The 16651-nt window shown below is 47.8% G+C and carries 14 protein-coding genes; 11 read left to right on the forward strand and 3 right to left on the reverse strand.

What is annotated here, in order from left to right; genetic code table 11:
• Positions 1–31 precede the first annotated feature (31 nt).
• On the forward strand, positions 32–502 hold the full coding sequence (gene trmL / locus RF679_RS17225) for a tRNA (uridine(34)/cytosine(34)/5-carboxymethylaminomethyluridine(34)-2'-O)-methyltransferase TrmL (protein ID WP_309481861.1): 471 nt from the start codon (positions 32–34) through the stop codon (positions 500–502).
• 25 nt (positions 503–527) lie between these two features.
• Here the strand turns inward: trmL and RF679_RS17230 are convergent, their stop codons facing one another.
• Positions 528–953: a response regulator transcription factor gene (locus tag RF679_RS17230; protein WP_309481862.1), complete on the reverse strand. Its 426-nt coding sequence runs from the start codon at positions 951–953 to the stop codon at positions 528–530.
• A 442-nt stretch (positions 954–1395) separates the two neighbouring features.
• Here RF679_RS17230 and RF679_RS17235 point away from each other — a divergent pair, with 442 nt between their 5' ends.
• The 10 genes from RF679_RS17235 to RF679_RS17280 all read left to right on the forward strand — a co-directional run bounded on the left by RF679_RS17235 (position 1396) and on the right by RF679_RS17280 (position 14942).
• Positions 1396–2634, forward strand: coding sequence for a methyl-accepting chemotaxis protein (locus RF679_RS17235; protein WP_309481863.1), 1239 nt, complete (start codon positions 1396–1398; stop codon positions 2632–2634).
• Positions 2635–2674: 40 nt separating this feature from the next.
• Positions 2675–3043 (forward strand): response regulator, encoded by a 369-nt coding sequence (locus tag RF679_RS17240; RefSeq protein WP_309481864.1) that lies wholly within the window; start codon positions 2675–2677, stop codon positions 3041–3043.
• A gap of 10 nt (positions 3044–3053) precedes the next feature.
• Complete coding sequence (locus RF679_RS17245) at positions 3054–3335, forward strand: STAS domain-containing protein (protein ID WP_309481865.1); 282 nt, start codon at positions 3054–3056, stop codon at positions 3333–3335.
• A gap of 23 nt (positions 3336–3358) precedes the next feature.
• Positions 3359–5554 (forward strand): chemotaxis protein CheA, encoded by a 2196-nt coding sequence (locus tag RF679_RS17250; RefSeq protein ID WP_309481866.1) that lies wholly within the window; start codon positions 3359–3361, stop codon positions 5552–5554.
• Between the two features lie 76 nt (positions 5555–5630).
• Positions 5631–8696: a methyl-accepting chemotaxis protein gene (locus RF679_RS17255; protein ID WP_309481867.1), complete on the forward strand. Its 3066-nt coding sequence runs from the start codon at positions 5631–5633 to the stop codon at positions 8694–8696.
• Positions 8697–8815: 119 nt separating this feature from the next.
• Positions 8816–11896 (forward strand): methyl-accepting chemotaxis protein, encoded by a 3081-nt coding sequence (locus RF679_RS17260; RefSeq protein ID WP_309481868.1) that lies wholly within the window; start codon positions 8816–8818, stop codon positions 11894–11896.
• A gap of 16 nt (positions 11897–11912) precedes the next feature.
• Entirely contained in the window at positions 11913–12494 is a 582-nt protein-coding gene (locus RF679_RS17265) for a chemotaxis protein CheW (RefSeq protein WP_309481869.1), read from the forward strand.
• Positions 12491–13327 carry a CheR family methyltransferase gene (locus RF679_RS17270; protein ID WP_309481870.1) on the forward strand — a complete coding sequence of 279 codons (837 nt, stop codon included), beginning with the start codon at positions 12491–12493 and terminating at the stop codon, positions 13325–13327. The genes RF679_RS17265 and RF679_RS17270 overlap by 4 nt, the downstream gene beginning before the upstream one ends.
• Positions 13328–13350: 23 nt before the next feature.
• Positions 13351–13845, forward strand: a complete 495-nt coding sequence (locus RF679_RS17275; RefSeq protein ID WP_309481871.1) for a chemotaxis protein CheD — start codon at positions 13351–13353, stop codon at positions 13843–13845.
• A complete protein-coding gene (locus RF679_RS17280; RefSeq protein WP_309481872.1) occupies positions 13842–14942 on the forward strand; it encodes a protein-glutamate methylesterase/protein-glutamine glutaminase in 1101 nt (366 codons plus the stop codon). The genes RF679_RS17275 and RF679_RS17280 overlap by 4 nt, the downstream gene beginning before the upstream one ends.
• A 6-nt stretch (positions 14943–14948) precedes the next feature.
• On the opposite strand, the gene RF679_RS17285 is transcribed toward RF679_RS17280, so the two are convergent.
• Positions 14949–15719 carry an ATP-binding response regulator gene (locus RF679_RS17285; protein ID WP_309481873.1) on the reverse strand — a complete coding sequence of 257 codons (771 nt, stop codon included), beginning with the start codon at positions 15717–15719 and terminating at the stop codon, positions 14949–14951.
• A 304-nt stretch (positions 15720–16023) separates the two neighbouring features.
• Complete coding sequence (gene rfaE2, locus RF679_RS17290) at positions 16024–16497, reverse strand: D-glycero-beta-D-manno-heptose 1-phosphate adenylyltransferase (protein ID WP_309481874.1); 474 nt, start codon at positions 16495–16497, stop codon at positions 16024–16026.
• Positions 16498–16651: the final 154 nt, after the last annotated feature.

The following is a 16651-nucleotide window of genomic DNA, read 5'->3' on the forward strand; positions in this document are numbered from 1 at the left end:
GTGCTGTAACCCTCAGATAGAAAGATCACCCGTGTTTAACGTCGTTTTAGTCGAACCAGAAATCCCACCCAACACTGGCAACATTATTCGCTTATGCGCCAACTCTGGAGTGCAACTGCATCTGATCGAACCGCTCGGTTTCCCCTTAGAGGACAGCAAATTAAAGCGCGCTGGTTTGGACTATCACGAATATGCAAGCATGAAGGTTCACAAGAACTGGCAGGCTTTTCTTGAAAGTGAACAACCCAACACGGCTCGCATGTTTGCACTCACCACCCATGGTTCATCGGTTTTTGCGGAAACAAAATTTGAAGCCGGCGATTATTTTGTGTTTGGTGCGGAAACACGTGGACTCGCCCCTGAGCTCCGCGAATCGTTTCCATTGCATCAGCGCATACGGCTGCCAATGCGTCCGGACAACCGCAGCTTAAACTTATCCAACTCAGTCGCGATTGTGGTGTACGAAGCTTGGCGCCAACACGGATTTGCTGGCGGAAGTTAATTTCTAAAATACAGGACTGGTTCTATCAGAGGTTTGGCGCTACACGATTGACTGATGCCGCGCTTCTTACAATGAAGCGCTCGCGCGCCTCATTCAAGGTCTCGATCACGCTGGCAGTATTAAACGGTTTCAAGATATAGCCACTGGCACCTGATTGCATTGCTTGGGCGACAACTCGCTCTTCTTCCGCACTGGTAACCATCAAGATCATCGGCATCGGGTTCAACGCTTTAAGCTTCGCGAGCACTTCGAGCCCATTGAGTTTCGGCATCACCACGTCCAGCAAGACAATATCAGGCTTCAAACGCTGACACATCTCCACGGCCATCGCGCCATCTGTGGCGTCACCAACAACTTCGAAATTTTGACCACGCAAAATGATGCGCAATAAGGTGCGAGTCATATCGTAATCGTCTACGATCAAAACCCGAAGAGCACGTTTTTCGCTCATTCTTACACTCCAAATAAATACTTGCTACCTCATTTTACACGTAAATTTTTTTGTTGATATAGAGCATTGTTACACACTGTTACGTCGAATATACCAACAAACATGGTGTCAAACGAAATTCAATAAGAACTGATTGCGCTCAGATAGACGAAACTCAAAGAAACCCATAAAAAATAAGGCTCGGCATTCGAATGGCGAAAAAGCGACACTCGCCCCCTCTCACCATAAAAACAACGAACATCATTTGATTTCTGGCAACAGTTTGCGGATTAAGCATGATAAGCTATGTCCACAGGGAAACATATTTCTCAGGCAATACTTTTCTTTTTTCGCTGTTGTAAATGGCTTCCGATTCGTGAATAACTAACGTCACCCACTCTTTCATATCGATTTTCTCTTTGGAGATACGGAACACATGAGTTTGTGTCAACGCGGATTACCGATGAAGAATCAAGTAGGCGGCATCAAGCTTGCCGTGCTACTGCCGTTGCTCGTGTTCTGCTTTGCTGCTCTGCCTTTATTTTCTCAAGCGGGGCCACTCCAATTCCTATCGTTTATCGGCGTGTTACTAAGCGCTATCGCTTGGAAGAAATGGCATCCCACTGCCTACATTGAAGAAGACGGTGCCGCAACCGTTACTCAGATAAGAGAACAAACCACGGTGCACGCTGCTGCAGCGTCCACAATTGAATCTGCTGAATCGACAGCTCAAACAATCAAGCCAGAAGAAGAGGCCATTGAGGTCAAAACCATCGATAGCGAACTCGACAATCGCTCCGACTTTTTCAAAGCCGTGCTTCCCGTTTGGCAAAACCACGTGGTTTCGATCAAAGAAAAAACCGAAACCGCGGTCGCGCAACTTATTGAAAGCTTTAGCTCGCTCGTGAACCAGTTCGATGCAGCAGGATTTTCAGCCGCATCAGACGGCAGCAACACACAACATCAGTCCACCCTTGATCTCCTCGAATTATGCAGGAACGATCTCCAGCCTCTGATCGAACAACTTGAAAAAATGCTCGATAACAAGAGTGAAATGTTAGATGCAATTGGTGGCTTGGCCGAATCCACAGCCGACTTGAAGGATATGGCGCATAGCGTCACATCAATTGCGGCGCAGACCAATCTGCTGGCCATTAACGCTTCGATCGAAGCTGCACGGGCTGGCATCCACGGACGTGGTTTTGCAGTTGTAGCCGGCGAAGTTCGACGACTTTCGCTGATCTCTGCAGAAACAGGCAACACCATCACCACGCGGGTTAGTGAAATCACGCGCGTGGTAAAGGACACCTTGCGTGCTGCCCAAAAAGCCAACGCAAATGACCGTGCTATGTTGCTCAAATCGGGCAACGTTGTTAAAGATGTTTTAGGACACGTACAGGACTTGGGGGCATCGGCAGAAGCCATGCGAGCGCAAGGTGAAATCATTCGTAATGACGTAGAAAATTTGATCGTCACCCTGCAGTACCAAGATCGTGTGAGTCAAATGCTTGGCGTATTGGATCGCGACATCAACAAACTCATCACCACTTATGAACAGAACTTAGCTTTCCCCGATAAGGATGAATGGATGAAAGATCTCGAGTCCTATTACACAATGGATGATCAGCATTTTAATCACGCCAATATCAAACCGCCCGATAAAGGCGATAGCAACACCGAAACAGAAATCACCTTTTTCTAATTTTTCTCAGCAGTGACCGTTCTATACAGCGAGGTACAACATGTCAAAAACAGTGATGGTCGTAGATGATTCAGCATCAGTGCGGCAAGTGGTCGGGCTAGCTTTACGAGGCGCGGGGTATACCGTCATCGAAGGCGCTGATGGCCAAGATGCCTTAAACAAGCTCAAAGGGCAAAAAGTGCATTTGATTATTTCCGACGTCAATATGCCAGTGATGGACGGCATCACATTTGTACAAGAAGTGAAAAAACTTCCGATGTACAAATTTGTACCGATCATCATGCTTACAACAGAGTCACAAGAAGGTAAGAAACTTCAAGGGCAAGCAGCAGGCGCCAAGGCGTGGGTGGTCAAACCTTTCCAACCTGCGCAAATGTTGGCGGCTGTTTCCAAACTAATCCTGCCTTAGAGAGGCAAACATGGAAACTCGAAGCATTGCAGGTGAGCTCACGATCTACACTGCCGCGACTGAAAAGCAGAATTTACAAGAGGCACTGGATCTCTGCGATGATTTGGAGATCAACCTATCTCAAGTCAATGAGATGGATAGCGCAGGACTTCAAGTCTTAATCGTCCTCAAACAAGAAGCCGCAAAACGAAACAAAAAACTACGCTACAGCATGCATAGCAAAGCCGTGCTGGACATACTTGAACTATCCAATATGACCGCCAGCTTCGGCGACCAAATTGTCTTGACCTGAAACACCGCGGGGATGGAGTTGACATGAGCTTCGAAGACGAAATGAAAGCAGCACTCGACACTTTTGTTGTCGAAAGTCGTGAACTATTACAAGACATGGAAGATGGGTTGCTCGGCTTGGAACATGATGCCAATCCATCAGATTCCATCGGCGCGATCTTTCGCGCAGCGCACACCATCAAAGGTTCGTCCGGTTTGTTCGGCCTTGACCATATTGTGCACTTTACTCATGTTGTCGAGAGTGTACTCGACATGCTCCGCAATGAAGAGATTCCCGTATCACAAGAGATCATCGCCGTTCTGCTACCTTGCCGTGACCACATTAGTACATTGGTGGACGGCATTGCCGCAGGCGTACTCGAAGAGACGCCTGAGCAACAAGCCATCGGCGCCGACCTGCATCGACAATTGAAATCCTTCCTCAGTGGCGAACCAAGTAGTTCAAGTCAGGTGGTGACGCAATCGGATGAAGTAAAAACGAAGTCGAGTGGTGGTGGTGCGATCGACAATGGCAACTGGTATTTATCGCTGCGTTTTGGTCCCGATTGCCTTCGCAATGGGATGGATCCTTTATCGTTTATTCGTTACCTCAGCACGCTCGGCGACGTCATCAACATTATCACTATGACCGATGCGATTCCGCCGATTGAGAAGATGGATGCAGAAACCTGTTATTTGGGTTTTGAACTCGTTCTCAAAAGTAGCGCGAGTAAAGAAGCCATCGAAAATGTCTTCGAGTTCGTACGAGAAGACAGCATCATCCGCATCGTTCCGCCGAATAGCAAAATCGACGACTACATTGCCATCATTAATAATTTGCCTGATGACACTGAGTTAATTGGCGAAATTCTGATCAAGAGCGGTGTCTTGACCAAGCACGAACTCGATGAATGCCTCCGGTTGCAAGCACAAAGCCAACAGCAAAGCGAAGGTAAAGGCGCAGACGCGCCAATTGGCGAAATTTTAGTCAAGCAAGAAATCGTTCAGCAGCCGATTCTCAATGCGGCGCTCAATAAGCAACAACAAGTCAAAGATACCAAGGCACGCGAACGCCAAAATATTCGCGTCGATGCGGAGCGCCTCGATAAGCTGATCGATCTCGTTGGAGAATTGGTGATTGCCGGCGCTGGCGCGAATTTGCGTGCAGAGAAAAGCAATGACGTCTCTCTTATCGAATCGACCTATGAAGTCATGCGTTTGGTCGAGGAAGTCCGCGACAGTGCCTTACAGCTACGCATGGTTCCGATCGGCACCACCTTCAGCCGCTTTCAACGCGTTGTGCGCGATGTCAGCATCGAGCTTGGCAAGGACATTGTTCTTGAGATTTCAGGCGGCGATACCGAGGTCGATAAATCGGTAGTCGATAAAATTGGCGATCCACTCATGCATCTCGTGAGAAATTCGATGGACCACGGAATTGAGGCCGCTGCCGTACGCTCTGCGCGCGGCAAACCAGCACAAGGGACACTCCGCCTCAATGCCTATCATGAGTCCGGTAGCATTGTGATCGAAGTCTCAGACGACGGCGGTGGACTCAATCGCGACAAAATTCTAGCGAAAGCGATTGAACGTGGCTTGGTGAGTCCAAATACCAATCTAACGGACAAAGAAATTTATGCGCTGATTTTTGAAGCTGGCTTTTCGACTGCGGATCAAGTTTCCAATTTATCTGGTCGTGGTGTCGGTATGGACGTGGTCAAACGCAACGTCACATCCTTGCGCGGCACCATAGAAATCGACAGCGAAATCGGCGTTGGTGCCACCATGCGTATTCGTATGCCACTGACCCTCGCCATCATCGATGGCTTCTTGGTACAAGTCGGTAGCTCATCCTTCGTGATTCCCCTAGATAACGTCATCGAATGCCTTGAATTGCCAAGGCAGACTACCGAAAACGACTACATGGATTTGCGTGGTGAAGTTCTACCCTTCATTCGCATTAGGCAGCTCTACGAAATTCAAGGCGAAATACCAAGGCGGCAAAACGTTGTGGTCGTAGGTTACGGCGAAAACAAAGCGGGCATCGTGGTGGACAAACTCCTTGGAGAATTTCAGACCGTGATCAAGCCACTTGGCAAGCTCTTCCAACATCTCCAAGGGATTGGTGGCTCCACCATTCTCGGTAGTGGTGAGGTTGCTTTAATTTTGAGTATTTCAAGCATGCTTGCTCAAGTTACTCAAAAGAACAGAATGGCCTACCTTCAAAACACATCGAGCTAGCCGCTGAGACACTGCGTCAATCTCATTTGTTCAAAACAGAATTTGCGATTAATTAGTAGGAAACCGAGAGGGAACCATGAAAGACTACTTCAAGAAAATGTCGATATCGAAGAAATTCGCCCTCGTTGGCCTATTAGTTTGCCTATTGTTCGTTCTGCCATTTTCGATGTTCATTTCGGGACTAAATTCCAAGATTTCCACCGCTCAACTAGAGCAATCAGGCGCCAATACAATTCCATCTGCAATCAAGGTAATGCAAGCGGTGCAAAAACATCGGGGTTTAAATTCATCCGTGCTCAACGGTTCCGCGGAAGCTCGCGGCAATAGAGATGCAGCAGCTCAAGAGGCAGCGAGTGCGATTGAAAAACTTTACACCGATGCAAAATCAAATCCTTCACTAAAAATTGAAGAGAGCGTTAAGAACATCAAAGCACAATGGCAGAGTCTGTTAAACGAACGCGATCGCATTAACGCCACTGAAAGTTTTAGTCGTCATACTGCCCTTGTTAAGTCTGTCTCAACAACCATCGATCTCATTTCCGATAATAGCGGCCTGACTTTGAGCCCAGATGAAGAGTCCTACTTTCTTGGAATCCTCGCTTCCAATGCATTACCACAATTGACCGAAAAGATCGCCGTGACACGTGGCCTCGGCGCTGGCCTTCTTTCAAAAGGCAATGCAACTCAAGCTGAGAAATTAGCACTCGGGGCAAAAGCCGAAATTGTGCGCGAGGGGATGGAGAGTACCAAGAATCAAATTCAGAAGATCGTTTCGAGCGGCAGTTCTTATGCACACCTGATGGGCAAATTTCAAGATATCGAAAGCAAAACGAATGAAGTATTGAACCTCATCACTGAGCAAATTCTGCAGCAAGAAAAATTTAACCTTGACTCAAAGACGTACTTCCAAAAAGCGAGCTCTGTAGTAGATGCCAGTGTTGAGCTTGAATTACAAATCACTAAAGACCTCGAAAAACGAACAGACCAAATCGTGAGGGAGGGAAAGAACGAGCGCCTAACAAGTGCCCTGTCTTCGGCCTTACTGTTCATCTTGGTCATCGCAAGCACCTACTTTATCCTTGGTTCAATTCAAAGCGAAATTGGCAATGAACCCACGGCCGTCGCCGAATTTGCACGTAGTGTTGCCAGTGGAAACTTGGACGCAGCAATTGACGTACGTGAAAATGATGAAACAAGTATCGCGGCAACCTTAAATTCTATGGCACGAAGCTTACGTGCCCGAAACGACGAGGCTCAAAATACGGCGCGAGAAACCCTTAGAATCAAGATTGCGTTGGACAATGTAAGCACCAATGTCATGCTTGCAGATAATGAACGGAACATTATCTACATGAACAAGTCAATCACAGATATGCTGACCAAGGCTGAACCCGATGTTCGCAAAGTTTTGCCAAATTTCAATGTGAAGGGACTTATTGGATCAAACATTGATCAATTTCACAAGAATCCGGGACATCAGAAGCAGCTACTCGCCACATTTACTTCGAGCCATCACGCTCAAATCACAGTTGGTTTTCGCACTTTTGCACTCTCTGCCAACCCTGTACACAACGAGGCTGGCGAGCGCCTCGGTAGTGTGGTCGAGTGGGCAGACATCACCGAATCGCTCGCAGCCAAACGCGAGGCTGATCGGGTCGCGGCGGAAAATCTGCGTATTAAGATCGCGCTTGATGGCTGTTCGACCAATGTCATGATTGCCGATAATGATCGCAACATCATTTATGCCAATGAATCCGTACGTCGCATGCTCGCGAATGCGGAGAATGATTTGCGCAAAGCCTTGCCAAACTTTAGCGCTGCTGATCTAGTCGGTTCCAATATTGATCAGTTCCATCGCAATCCAGCACACCAAAAAGAACTGTTGGCGAAATTTACAAGTGCTTATAAAACTCAAATAAGTGTCGGTGGACATACTTTCGCTTTGGCAGCAAACCCGGTGATCAACAGCCAAGGAGAACGACTCGGTAGTGTAGTTGAATGGACCGACCGAACTGACGAAGTCGCAGTGGAGAAAGAGGTTCAACATGTGGTTTCCAACGCGGTCGCTGGAGACTTTAGCACGCGCATTAATGAAGAAGGAAAAACCGGATTCTTCGCCTCGCTTAGCACCGAGGTCAATCGCCTACTCGACGTCAGCGAAGAAGGCCTCAACGAAGTCTTACGTGTACTTGCTGGTTTATCACAAGGTGATTTAACGCAAACCATTACCAAAGACTACGAAGGTACATTTGGTGAATTAAAAGATTCGAGTAACGCAACCGTTGAGAAACTCGCAGATATTGTGACGGACGTGATGCACGCAGCGGATTCACTTGCGAATGCCTCCGAGCAAATCAGTGCAACCTCACAATCTCTCTCGCAAGCAGCGAGCGAGCAAGCCGCCGGTGTTGAGGAAACGAGCTCAAGCATCGAGCAAATGGCTGCTGGCATTAATCAGAATGCAGAGAATGCCAAAGTGACAGACGCAATCGCAGAAAAAGCCTCCAAACAGGCGATTGAAGGTGGACATGCCGTACGTGAAACAGTCACTGCGATGAAAGAGATCGCCGCGCAAATCGGCATCATTGACGACATCGCCTACCAAACCAATATGTTGGCGCTGAACGCGGCAATTGAGGCAGCTCGTGCGGGAGAACACGGTAAAGGATTCGCCGTAGTTGCTGCCGAGGTTCGTAAGTTAGCCGAACGTAGCCAGGTCGCTGCAAAAGAAATTGGTGACCTCGCTAGCGGTAGTGTCAAAACAGCAGAACGTGCAGGTAACCTCATTGAAGAAATCGTGCCAAGTATTGGTCGTACCTCAGACCTTGTGCAAGAAATCGCTGCTGCTTCACAAGAGCAATCGGTGGGTGCGTCACAGGTCAATACAGCGATGAATCAAATGAACCAGATCACCCAGCAAAATGCTTCTGCGAGTGAGGAACTGGCGGCGACTTCGGAAGAAATGACAAGTCAGGCTGAGCAGCTGATGGATCTCATTGGTTTCTTCAAACTGAACGAGCAAAGTAAATCAGCGTCCAAGAACTCGCCACAGGAAAGCAGTGTAAAAATATCTAAACGCCCCATGCAGGCCTCAAAAAATGCTGGGCCTAACATTGACATTGCTAAGTTTGAACGCTTTTAGAAAAATCGATGAAAGTAGGCGGAAGGGTGTAATTGAATAGCCCTTCCACCTTCAGGAATGAAATTGGGAGACGCCTTATTCAATAGCCTTTGAATTGAATTATTTGCGGATATTGCATCATGAAAAATCTGATTGACTCCATGAAGATGTGGCAAAAGTTTGCTTTGATTGGCATTTTTGTGCTGGTCCTATTTGGCATTCCTTTCTTCATCCTATTGAGTATGATCAATACCAATATCGATGTCATTCGAGGTGAGAAAGAAGGCGCACAGATTATCCCTGAGCTCGTCAAAGTCATTCAAAAGACACAAACGCATCAGGGCGTCAATCGCCTGGTAATGGAAGGTCGGAGCGAGTTAATCGCCACGCGTGCGAACGCGGCCAAAGAACTCGACGCACAATTTGCAAAATTAGAATTGCAAGTGGCTGCCAATTCCCACCTCAAACTTGAGCAGCCATTTCGAGAAATTAAGCAAAGTTGGGAACGCCTCAATTCGATGCGGGACAAACTCAATCCGGTCGAGGCGCGCAATCAGCATCGCGATTTGATCGAATCCTTATTTACCTTGATGGCGACGGTTACCGACAACAGCGGACTTACACTTTCGCCAGATGCTGCCACCTACTTCTTAATGCAAATGTCGAGTGACTCTATGCTCAATATAGTTGAGACACAATCGCACTCGCGCGCACTCGGAAACGATGTCTTAGACGATGGCAAAATTTCATCTGCCGAAAGAGAAACGCTCTCTGTCCTGTATGCAAATTTGAAAAACAAACTCAAGAGCAATCAGATGAACTATGAGCGTCTGACCTACATCGCTCCAGAATACAAAGAGATCTTCCAACAACAATTCAAGCAGCATGTCGAATCAACGAGTGCGACGGCGAAATTTTTGCAAGACAACATACTCAGCGCACTCAAAATCGAGGCGCCAGTCAATGAATTTTTGGCGATCATTTCACCCTCTTTTGAGGCGAATTATCAGCTTGAATTTAAGATGATAGAGGAAATGAACAAGGCGATTGATCGACGCTTAGAAGAAGCGCTATCGAGCCGGCGCTCCAATATTTTGAGTGCACTTTTTCTATTGATCACCATCAGCGCTCTGTCCTATTACATCATTCAAAGAACCATACAACAAATCGGTCACGAACCCTCTGAGGTCGCTGCTTTTGCGAATGAGGTAGCTGGTGGCAACCTCAATGCGGACATCGAGCTTCGAAGCGATGACACCGGTAGTATTGCTGCTTCTTTGAAAATAATGGTCGATACGATACGAGCCCGCATTACAGAAACTGAGAGAGTCAGCGCCGATGTACTACGCATCAAAATAGCGCTCGATAATGCGTCTACCAATGTCATGATCGCCGACACCGATCTTAAGATCATTTATGTCAACCGCTCTGCACTCGACATGCTGGCCAAGTCGGAGGCCGCTTTACAAAGCCAGATCACTGGCTTGAACAGCTCCAATGTTCTCGGTTTTCCGATAGACCGTTTTTACCCTAATCCGGAACTGCAAACCACTCTGCTCAAAGGCTTATCGGGCCCACACAAGGAACAACTGCTCATCGGTGGTAGAAGCTTTGTCGTCGTCGCCAATCCCGTCGAGAACGACAAAGGTCAAAGACTTGGCACGGTGCTCGAGTGGGTCGACATTACTGAACAGCTCGCCGCTCAATTGTTGAGCGAACGCGAAGCAGCAGAGAACCTGCGGATTAAGATTGCATTAGATGGTTGTTCAACCAATGTCATGATCGCGGATCATGATCGAACAATTATCTATGCGAATGCATCGGTCCTCAGTATGTTGAAGAATGCCGAGAGCGATTTAAAGAAAGAACTTCCACACTTTAATGCTGACAAAGTCATTGGTTCCAGCATTGATATCTTTCACAAGAATCCCCAGCACCAAGCGCGTATTCTCAGTACTTTGACCGACACCTTTAAGGCTCAAATTCAGGTTGGCGGAAGATTCTTTGCTTTGGCGGCCAACCCTGTCATTGATGGCAAAGGGAATCGTTTAGGAAGTGTAGTGGAATGGCTTGATCGGACCGCAGAAGTCAAAGTCGAACAGCAAGTCAGTCATGTTGTGGAACAGGCTGCAGCGGGCAACTTTACTACTCGCCTAGAAGAAAACTTGCAAATTGGTTTTTTTGCAAAACTCAGCAAAGATATCAACCAACTCATGAATTCGAGTGAAAATGGCTTGAACGAAGTGTTACGCGTTCTCGCTGCCATTTCAAAAGGTGATCTAACGCAAACCATGACGCAAGAATATAAGGGAACATTCGAGAAACTGAAAGTGGCAAGCAACGAGACTGTCGGCAAACTGTCGCAGATCGTTAAAGAAGTATCCCATGCTAGTCATGCGCTATCGAATGCATCTGAGCAGGTCCATGCCACGTCTCAGGCACTCTCACAATCAGCCAGTGAACAAGCTGGGAGTGTCGAACAGACTAGCACGAGCGTTCAGGAAATGGCGGTTGGCATTCGCCAAAATGCAGAGAATGCGAAAGTCACTGAAGAAATTGCTAACAAAGCTTCATCGGAGGCGCTCAGCGGTGGTAAAGCGGTCAAGGAGACCGTCAATGCTATGAAACAAATTGCAGGGAAAATTGGCATCGTCGACGATATAGCCTACCAAACAAATATGTTGGCACTCAATGCAGCCATCGAAGCAGCACGCGCTGGCGTACATGGGAAAGGTTTTGCAGTGGTCGCCGCCGAAGTGAGAAAATTGGCGGAGCGCAGTCAAGTCGCAGCGCAAGAGATTGGCGATCTCGCGCAAGCCAGTGTAAAAGAGGCTGAACGAGCTGGCCAATTGATCGAGGAGATCTTGCCCCGCATTAGCCAGACTTCCGACTTAGTGCGTGAAATCACTGGCGCATCGCAAGAGCAGGCACTCGGAGTCGAGCAAATCGACGAAGCAATGAACCAAATGAGTAAAATTACCCAACAAAATGCCTCCGCCAGTGAAGAGCTCGCTGCGACAGCGGAAGAAATGACGAATCGTGCCGAACAACTTGCTGGGCTTATTGGTTTTTTCAAGTTAGATGAAGAAGATGTAAAAAATAGAGTAAACCAAACAGGCGGTGGAGAAAAACCGAAAACAGCGAGTCAATTCCAACCTGCCTCGAAACTGATGCAGACGGCGACGATGCCGGTGGACTCAACTAAATTTGTACGTTTCTAAGAACGACGAGGGCCTCATGAGTGCAATAACTAGCGCAAGAAAAAATTCTGAAGTGGCGACCATCGATAAGCCAAACTTGGGTGAAACGGGTCAATACCTGACCTTTATGTTGGGTGGAGAGACTTTCGCGCTCGGCATCCTAAACATTCGCGAAATTATTCAATTTGGTGATTTGACAGAAGTACCGATGATGCCGAAGTTTGTGCGCGGCGTCATTAATTTGCGCGGTCGAGTGGTGCCGGTGGTTGATCTTGCGGCGCGCTTTAATCGGACCTCAGCGCAAGTCTCGCGTCGCACCAGCATTATTATCATCGAACTTGAGCAAGAAGATCCCGCTGATACGCAAAGCATCGGGATTGTAGTCGACGCTGTCAACGAGGTCATTGATATCAATGCCGCCGACATCGAACCACCGCCTTCATTCGGCGCCAAGATTCGACCAGACTTCATTAGCGGCATGGCAAAGAAAGATGGTCGCTTCATTATCGTACTCAATCTCGAGAATGTTTTGTCGATGGATGAGATGATCTCGATCGGTCGTTCGATTCAAGGCACGAACGACACCATGCTAGAAGCGGAAAATGAAAGCGGAAAATGAAAGTCGAAGTTGTTCGTAAAGGTGTCGGTGTCAATCTGGAACCTAAAGAGTTCGAGTGGATCTCGCGTTTTCTGTATGAACGCACAGGAATTTCACTGAGTGATGGCAAACAAGCTTTGGTCATGGGACGTCTGGACAAGCGCTTGCGGGCCAATGGCTTGCAAAGCTATTCCGACTATTTTGCGCTTCTTGGCCGTCCCGGATATGAGGCTGAAACTACAGTTGCGATCGACCTTTTAACGACTAATGAGACTTACTTCTTCCGCGAACCGAAACATTTCACGTTCCTAGAAAAAAACATCATTCCGCAATTTGCCTCGCAGCGTCAAATCCGCGTTTGGAGTGCGGCAAGCTCAAGTGGTGAAGAGGCCTACACCATCGCCATGACTTTAGCGGAGCACTTCCCCACGAAGAATTGGGAAGTCGTTGGCACCGATATTTCGACGAGAGTTGTCGAAAAGGCTCAGCGGGGCTTATATCCTATGTTGGAAGCCGAAAAAATCCCGATGTCTCTTCTCAAGAAATATTGTTTAAAAGGGAAAGATGAATTTGAAGATTTTTTCTTAATGGATCCAGCGATTAAGAATCAGGTTCACTTTAGTATTGCCAATCTTGTTGAGCCGCTGCCAGATCTCGGTATGTTCGAAGTCATCTTTTTACGCAATGTGATGATCTATTTCGATATTCAGACCAAGAAAAATTTGGTGCAACGCCTCTACGAAAGACTGCGCCCAGGTGGCTATTTTATTGTAAGTCATTCCGAAACGCTCAACGGTTTAGATACGTCTTTGAAGCTGGTCGCACCTGCCGTCTACCAAAAAAATTCATATTAGATTGATTACGAAGGCTTGATGCCATGAACGAACCAGGGTTTTATATCGACATCTTCTTGCAACCGGGGGAATTTTACTTCGGCGATCGAGAAACTCGCATTCGAACGATTCTTGGATCGTGTGTCTCCATCACCATGTGGCATCCGAAAAAGCACATTGGCGGCATGTGTCACTACATGCTTCCCAAAAACAAACGCCATGCACATGGACAGGAGCTGGACGGGAAATACGCAGAGGATACGATACACTTATTCCTCCAAGAGATTCGCAAGGCGAATACACATGCGCATGACTACGAAGTCAAAATTTTTGGTGGTGGCAATCAATTCCCAGGGCAAGATCGGCGTGTTTTCTCGGTCTCGGAACAGAACGTTGAAATTGGTCGTGCCCTATTAGCGCAATACGGTTTCAAGATTAAGTCAGAGCATCTCGGTGGCAACGGTCACCGCAACATCATGTTTGATTTATGGTCGGGTGATGTGTGGGTCAAGCATGTCGATAAGGTAGCAGACGAATGAGCGGTAACATCAAAGTAATGGTAGTCGACGACTCGGCCGTCGTTCGGCAAGTTCTCACAGCACTGCTGAGCAAAGAAGCAGGGATTGACGTGATCGCTGCCGCCTCCGACCCTATCTTTGCCATGGATAAGATGAACACCAACTGGCCCGATGTGATTGTGCTGGATGTGGAAATGCCGCGCATGGATGGCATCACCTTCTTGAAAAAAATCATGTCGATCCGCCCCACTCCTGTCGTGATTTGCTCGACTCTCACCGAGAAAGGGGCAGCCACCAGTATGCAAGCACTCGCCGCTGGTGCGGTCACCATTGTCACCAAGCCGAAAGCCGGATTAAAGAGTTTTCTTGAGATGGATGCGGGCGACATAATACAAGCTGTTAAATCTGCGGCGATCGCGGATATGCGTCGCTTAAAAGCGATGACAACGATGCCTTCGCAAATTCCACCAAAATTAAAAATCAATGAGGTGATGCCTGAGCATGAAGGGCATGCGATTGCCACCTCCGCGATGGCGACCACCACTGACCGCATCGTTGCGATTGGCACCTCCACTGGTGGCACGCAAGCGCTTGAAAAAGTCCTGCTTAGCCTCCCTCGCACGGCTCCCGGTATTGTGATCGTTCAACACATGCCAGAAAAATTCACGGCCGCATTCGCTGATCGCCTCAATAAAATTTGTGAACTGGAAGTGTTGGAAGCGAAGAATGGTGATCGTGTCATTCCGGGGCGCGTGCTGGTTGCGCCGGGCGGACTGCACATGCAAGTGAAACGCAGCGGTGCTCAATATCACGTCGAAATCATCGATGCGCCACCGGTCAATCGTCATCGTCCCTCGGTTGATGTATTATTTCGTTCGGTCGCGAAGTGCGCGGGGAAGAATGCTTTTGGCATTATCATGACGGGTATGGGTGATGATGGCGCAATCGGCCTCAAAGAAATGCATGATGCAGGCGCTGAAACGGTCGCTCAAGACGAAAAAACTTGTGTGGTATATGGAATGCCGAAAGAAGCCGTAAAACTTGGTGCGGTCGATCGCATCTTGCCTTTAGAAACAATTGCTGATGCAATCACTCATTACGGTAAACAACACGCTTAGCCAAGACTAATCAAAGTGATGATGGTGCTCGAGTACGTGATTCTGAGTCTTGAGCGCCTGTTCAACGACCTGACGGAATTGGGTGCGTAGATCAGCATTTTTACGTACGATATAGTCTGGCAATTCGGCATGCGCTGTCAATTGACTGGCGGTGATCAAAATGGTTTTGGTTTTGCCTGTTCTCACACCAGATTTCCGCACTGCACTGATGAGTGCCAAACCATTGAGACGCTTGACTTCCAAGCCTGTCACCAGCAAATCAAAAGGCTCGGATAAGATACGCCCAAGTGCCGTGTAGCCATCTCGCATGACTTCGGTGCGAAAACCAAATTCCTTCAAGGTATCTCGAATCATACCAGCGACCAAGTCCGACCCCTCCACCACAAGAGCCGCAAGAGAATTTCGGCTCGCATGCTGGCGCAAAGCGTGTAAATGGAGTTTGAGGTCGGCGCTTGGCTCTGATCCCATCGCATAGACAAAACAAGCCTTACGCATCAAATCTACGTATTGCAAGCCTAACTCGATCGCCCCTTGTTTCGCTAGCATCGGGCTTTCAATCAATGCGCTGAGGAGATCTTCGAAAGGATGGCAAATGTCGCTCAAAAAATCCAAGCCATAGGTGCCTCCGCTTCCCTTCAGAGTATGAACTTGACGATACAACTCACGGCACATGCCGAGTTCAAATCCTTCGCGCTCAATTTCGAGCAGAATCTGCTCTATCTCGTCGATATGGCCAGGCAAATCTCGCAGATAATTTTCTCGCAAACTTGCGAGCATTGCCTTGACCTGATCCATATTCGTGGGTAGTGAGATGGTCGAGAATTTGAGGAAAACTGAACTATGAAATAAGCCTATTCAAACGACTCGTTTTCGCTCAATAGATCTTCTGAATTTTACTCCATCACCCTCAAAGAAAAAGGAGTTTGTGGTAGTTTTACACGTAAAAAAATGGGGTGGTGACACGACGTCAACACAAAGTGAAAGAAAAATAAGGAGGAGTTCTGTGGATCCATTCAGGCATACGAAATAAATCTCACAGACGCGACACTAGATAAGTGGAAACGCGTGCGAAGTAAGGTGCTTATAAGCGCAGTTTCGCCAACGTCTTCGTCGTTGAGCGATCATGCTCAAAAGCTATCGCTTTTACCTGTCCACCGTAAGCGATGACCGCCCTACCCTCAGGGATTTGGTCCATTTCATAATCGCCACCCTTGACGTAAATGTCGGGCCTTGCGATTTCAACCGTCTCAAGGGCGGTATCCTCGTCAAACGCAACAACAAGATCCACTGCTTGTAAGGCCGCCAACACCGCCATGCGATCTTCACAAGTATTAATGGGTCGTTCACTTCCCTTACCAAGGCGGCGCACCGATGCATCGGTATTGACCGCCACCACAAGAGATCCACCGAGCGCTCGTGCTTGCGCCAAATAAGTAACATGGCCCCGATGCAGAAGATCGAACACACCATTCGTCAAAACCACAGGTTTAGGGAGCTGACTGAGCCGTTGCGCAAGATCGCTAGGTTCACACATTTTTTCTTCAAAATTCAGCATAAAGTTGGTGTGGGATCAAAGATGGAAGAGATTCACCGTGAGAAGCGGTACAAGATGAACAATGTACCAATGCTCATCTAGGACATGTTCTGCAAGGCTTATTATTTTACGTTAATATCAAGGCCCTCGATTACAGACTTCGAGTAAAAATTCA

Origin of the sequence: Undibacterium cyanobacteriorum (assembly GCF_031326225.1) — a bacterium.
Classification (GTDB): Bacteria; Pseudomonadota; Gammaproteobacteria; order Burkholderiales; family Burkholderiaceae_D; genus Undibacterium; species Undibacterium cyanobacteriorum.

Coding starts and splice junctions, on each gene's coding strand:
- RF679_RS17230 (WP_309481862.1), bottom strand. CDS start 953: ATGAGCGAAAAACGTGCTCTTCGGGTTTTGATCGTAGACGATTACGAT.
- RF679_RS17275 (WP_309481871.1), top strand. CDS start 13,351: ATGAACGAACCAGGGTTTTATATCGACATCTTCTTGCAACCGGGGGAA.
- RF679_RS17265 (WP_309481869.1), top strand. CDS start 11,913: ATGAGTGCAATAACTAGCGCAAGAAAAAATTCTGAAGTGGCGACCATC.
- RF679_RS17245 (WP_309481865.1), top strand. CDS start 3,054: ATGGAAACTCGAAGCATTGCAGGTGAGCTCACGATCTACACTGCCGCG.
- RF679_RS17260 (WP_309481868.1), top strand. CDS start 8,816: ATGAAAAATCTGATTGACTCCATGAAGATGTGGCAAAAGTTTGCTTTG.
- RF679_RS17255 (WP_309481867.1), top strand. CDS start 5,631: ATGAAAGACTACTTCAAGAAAATGTCGATATCGAAGAAATTCGCCCTC.
- RF679_RS17240 (WP_309481864.1), top strand. CDS start 2,675: ATGTCAAAAACAGTGATGGTCGTAGATGATTCAGCATCAGTGCGGCAA.
- RF679_RS17250 (WP_309481866.1), top strand. CDS start 3,359: ATGAGCTTCGAAGACGAAATGAAAGCAGCACTCGACACTTTTGTTGTC.
- RF679_RS17235 (WP_309481863.1), top strand. CDS start 1,396: ATGAAGAATCAAGTAGGCGGCATCAAGCTTGCCGTGCTACTGCCGTTG.
- RF679_RS17270 (WP_309481870.1), top strand. CDS start 12,491: ATGAAAGTCGAAGTTGTTCGTAAAGGTGTCGGTGTCAATCTGGAACCT.
- rfaE2 (WP_309481874.1), bottom strand. CDS start 16,497: ATGCTGAATTTTGAAGAAAAAATGTGTGAACCTAGCGATCTTGCGCAA.
- RF679_RS17285 (WP_309481873.1), bottom strand. CDS start 15,719: ATGCTCGCAAGTTTGCGAGAAAATTATCTGCGAGATTTGCCTGGCCAT.
- RF679_RS17280 (WP_309481872.1), top strand. CDS start 13,842: ATGAGCGGTAACATCAAAGTAATGGTAGTCGACGACTCGGCCGTCGTT.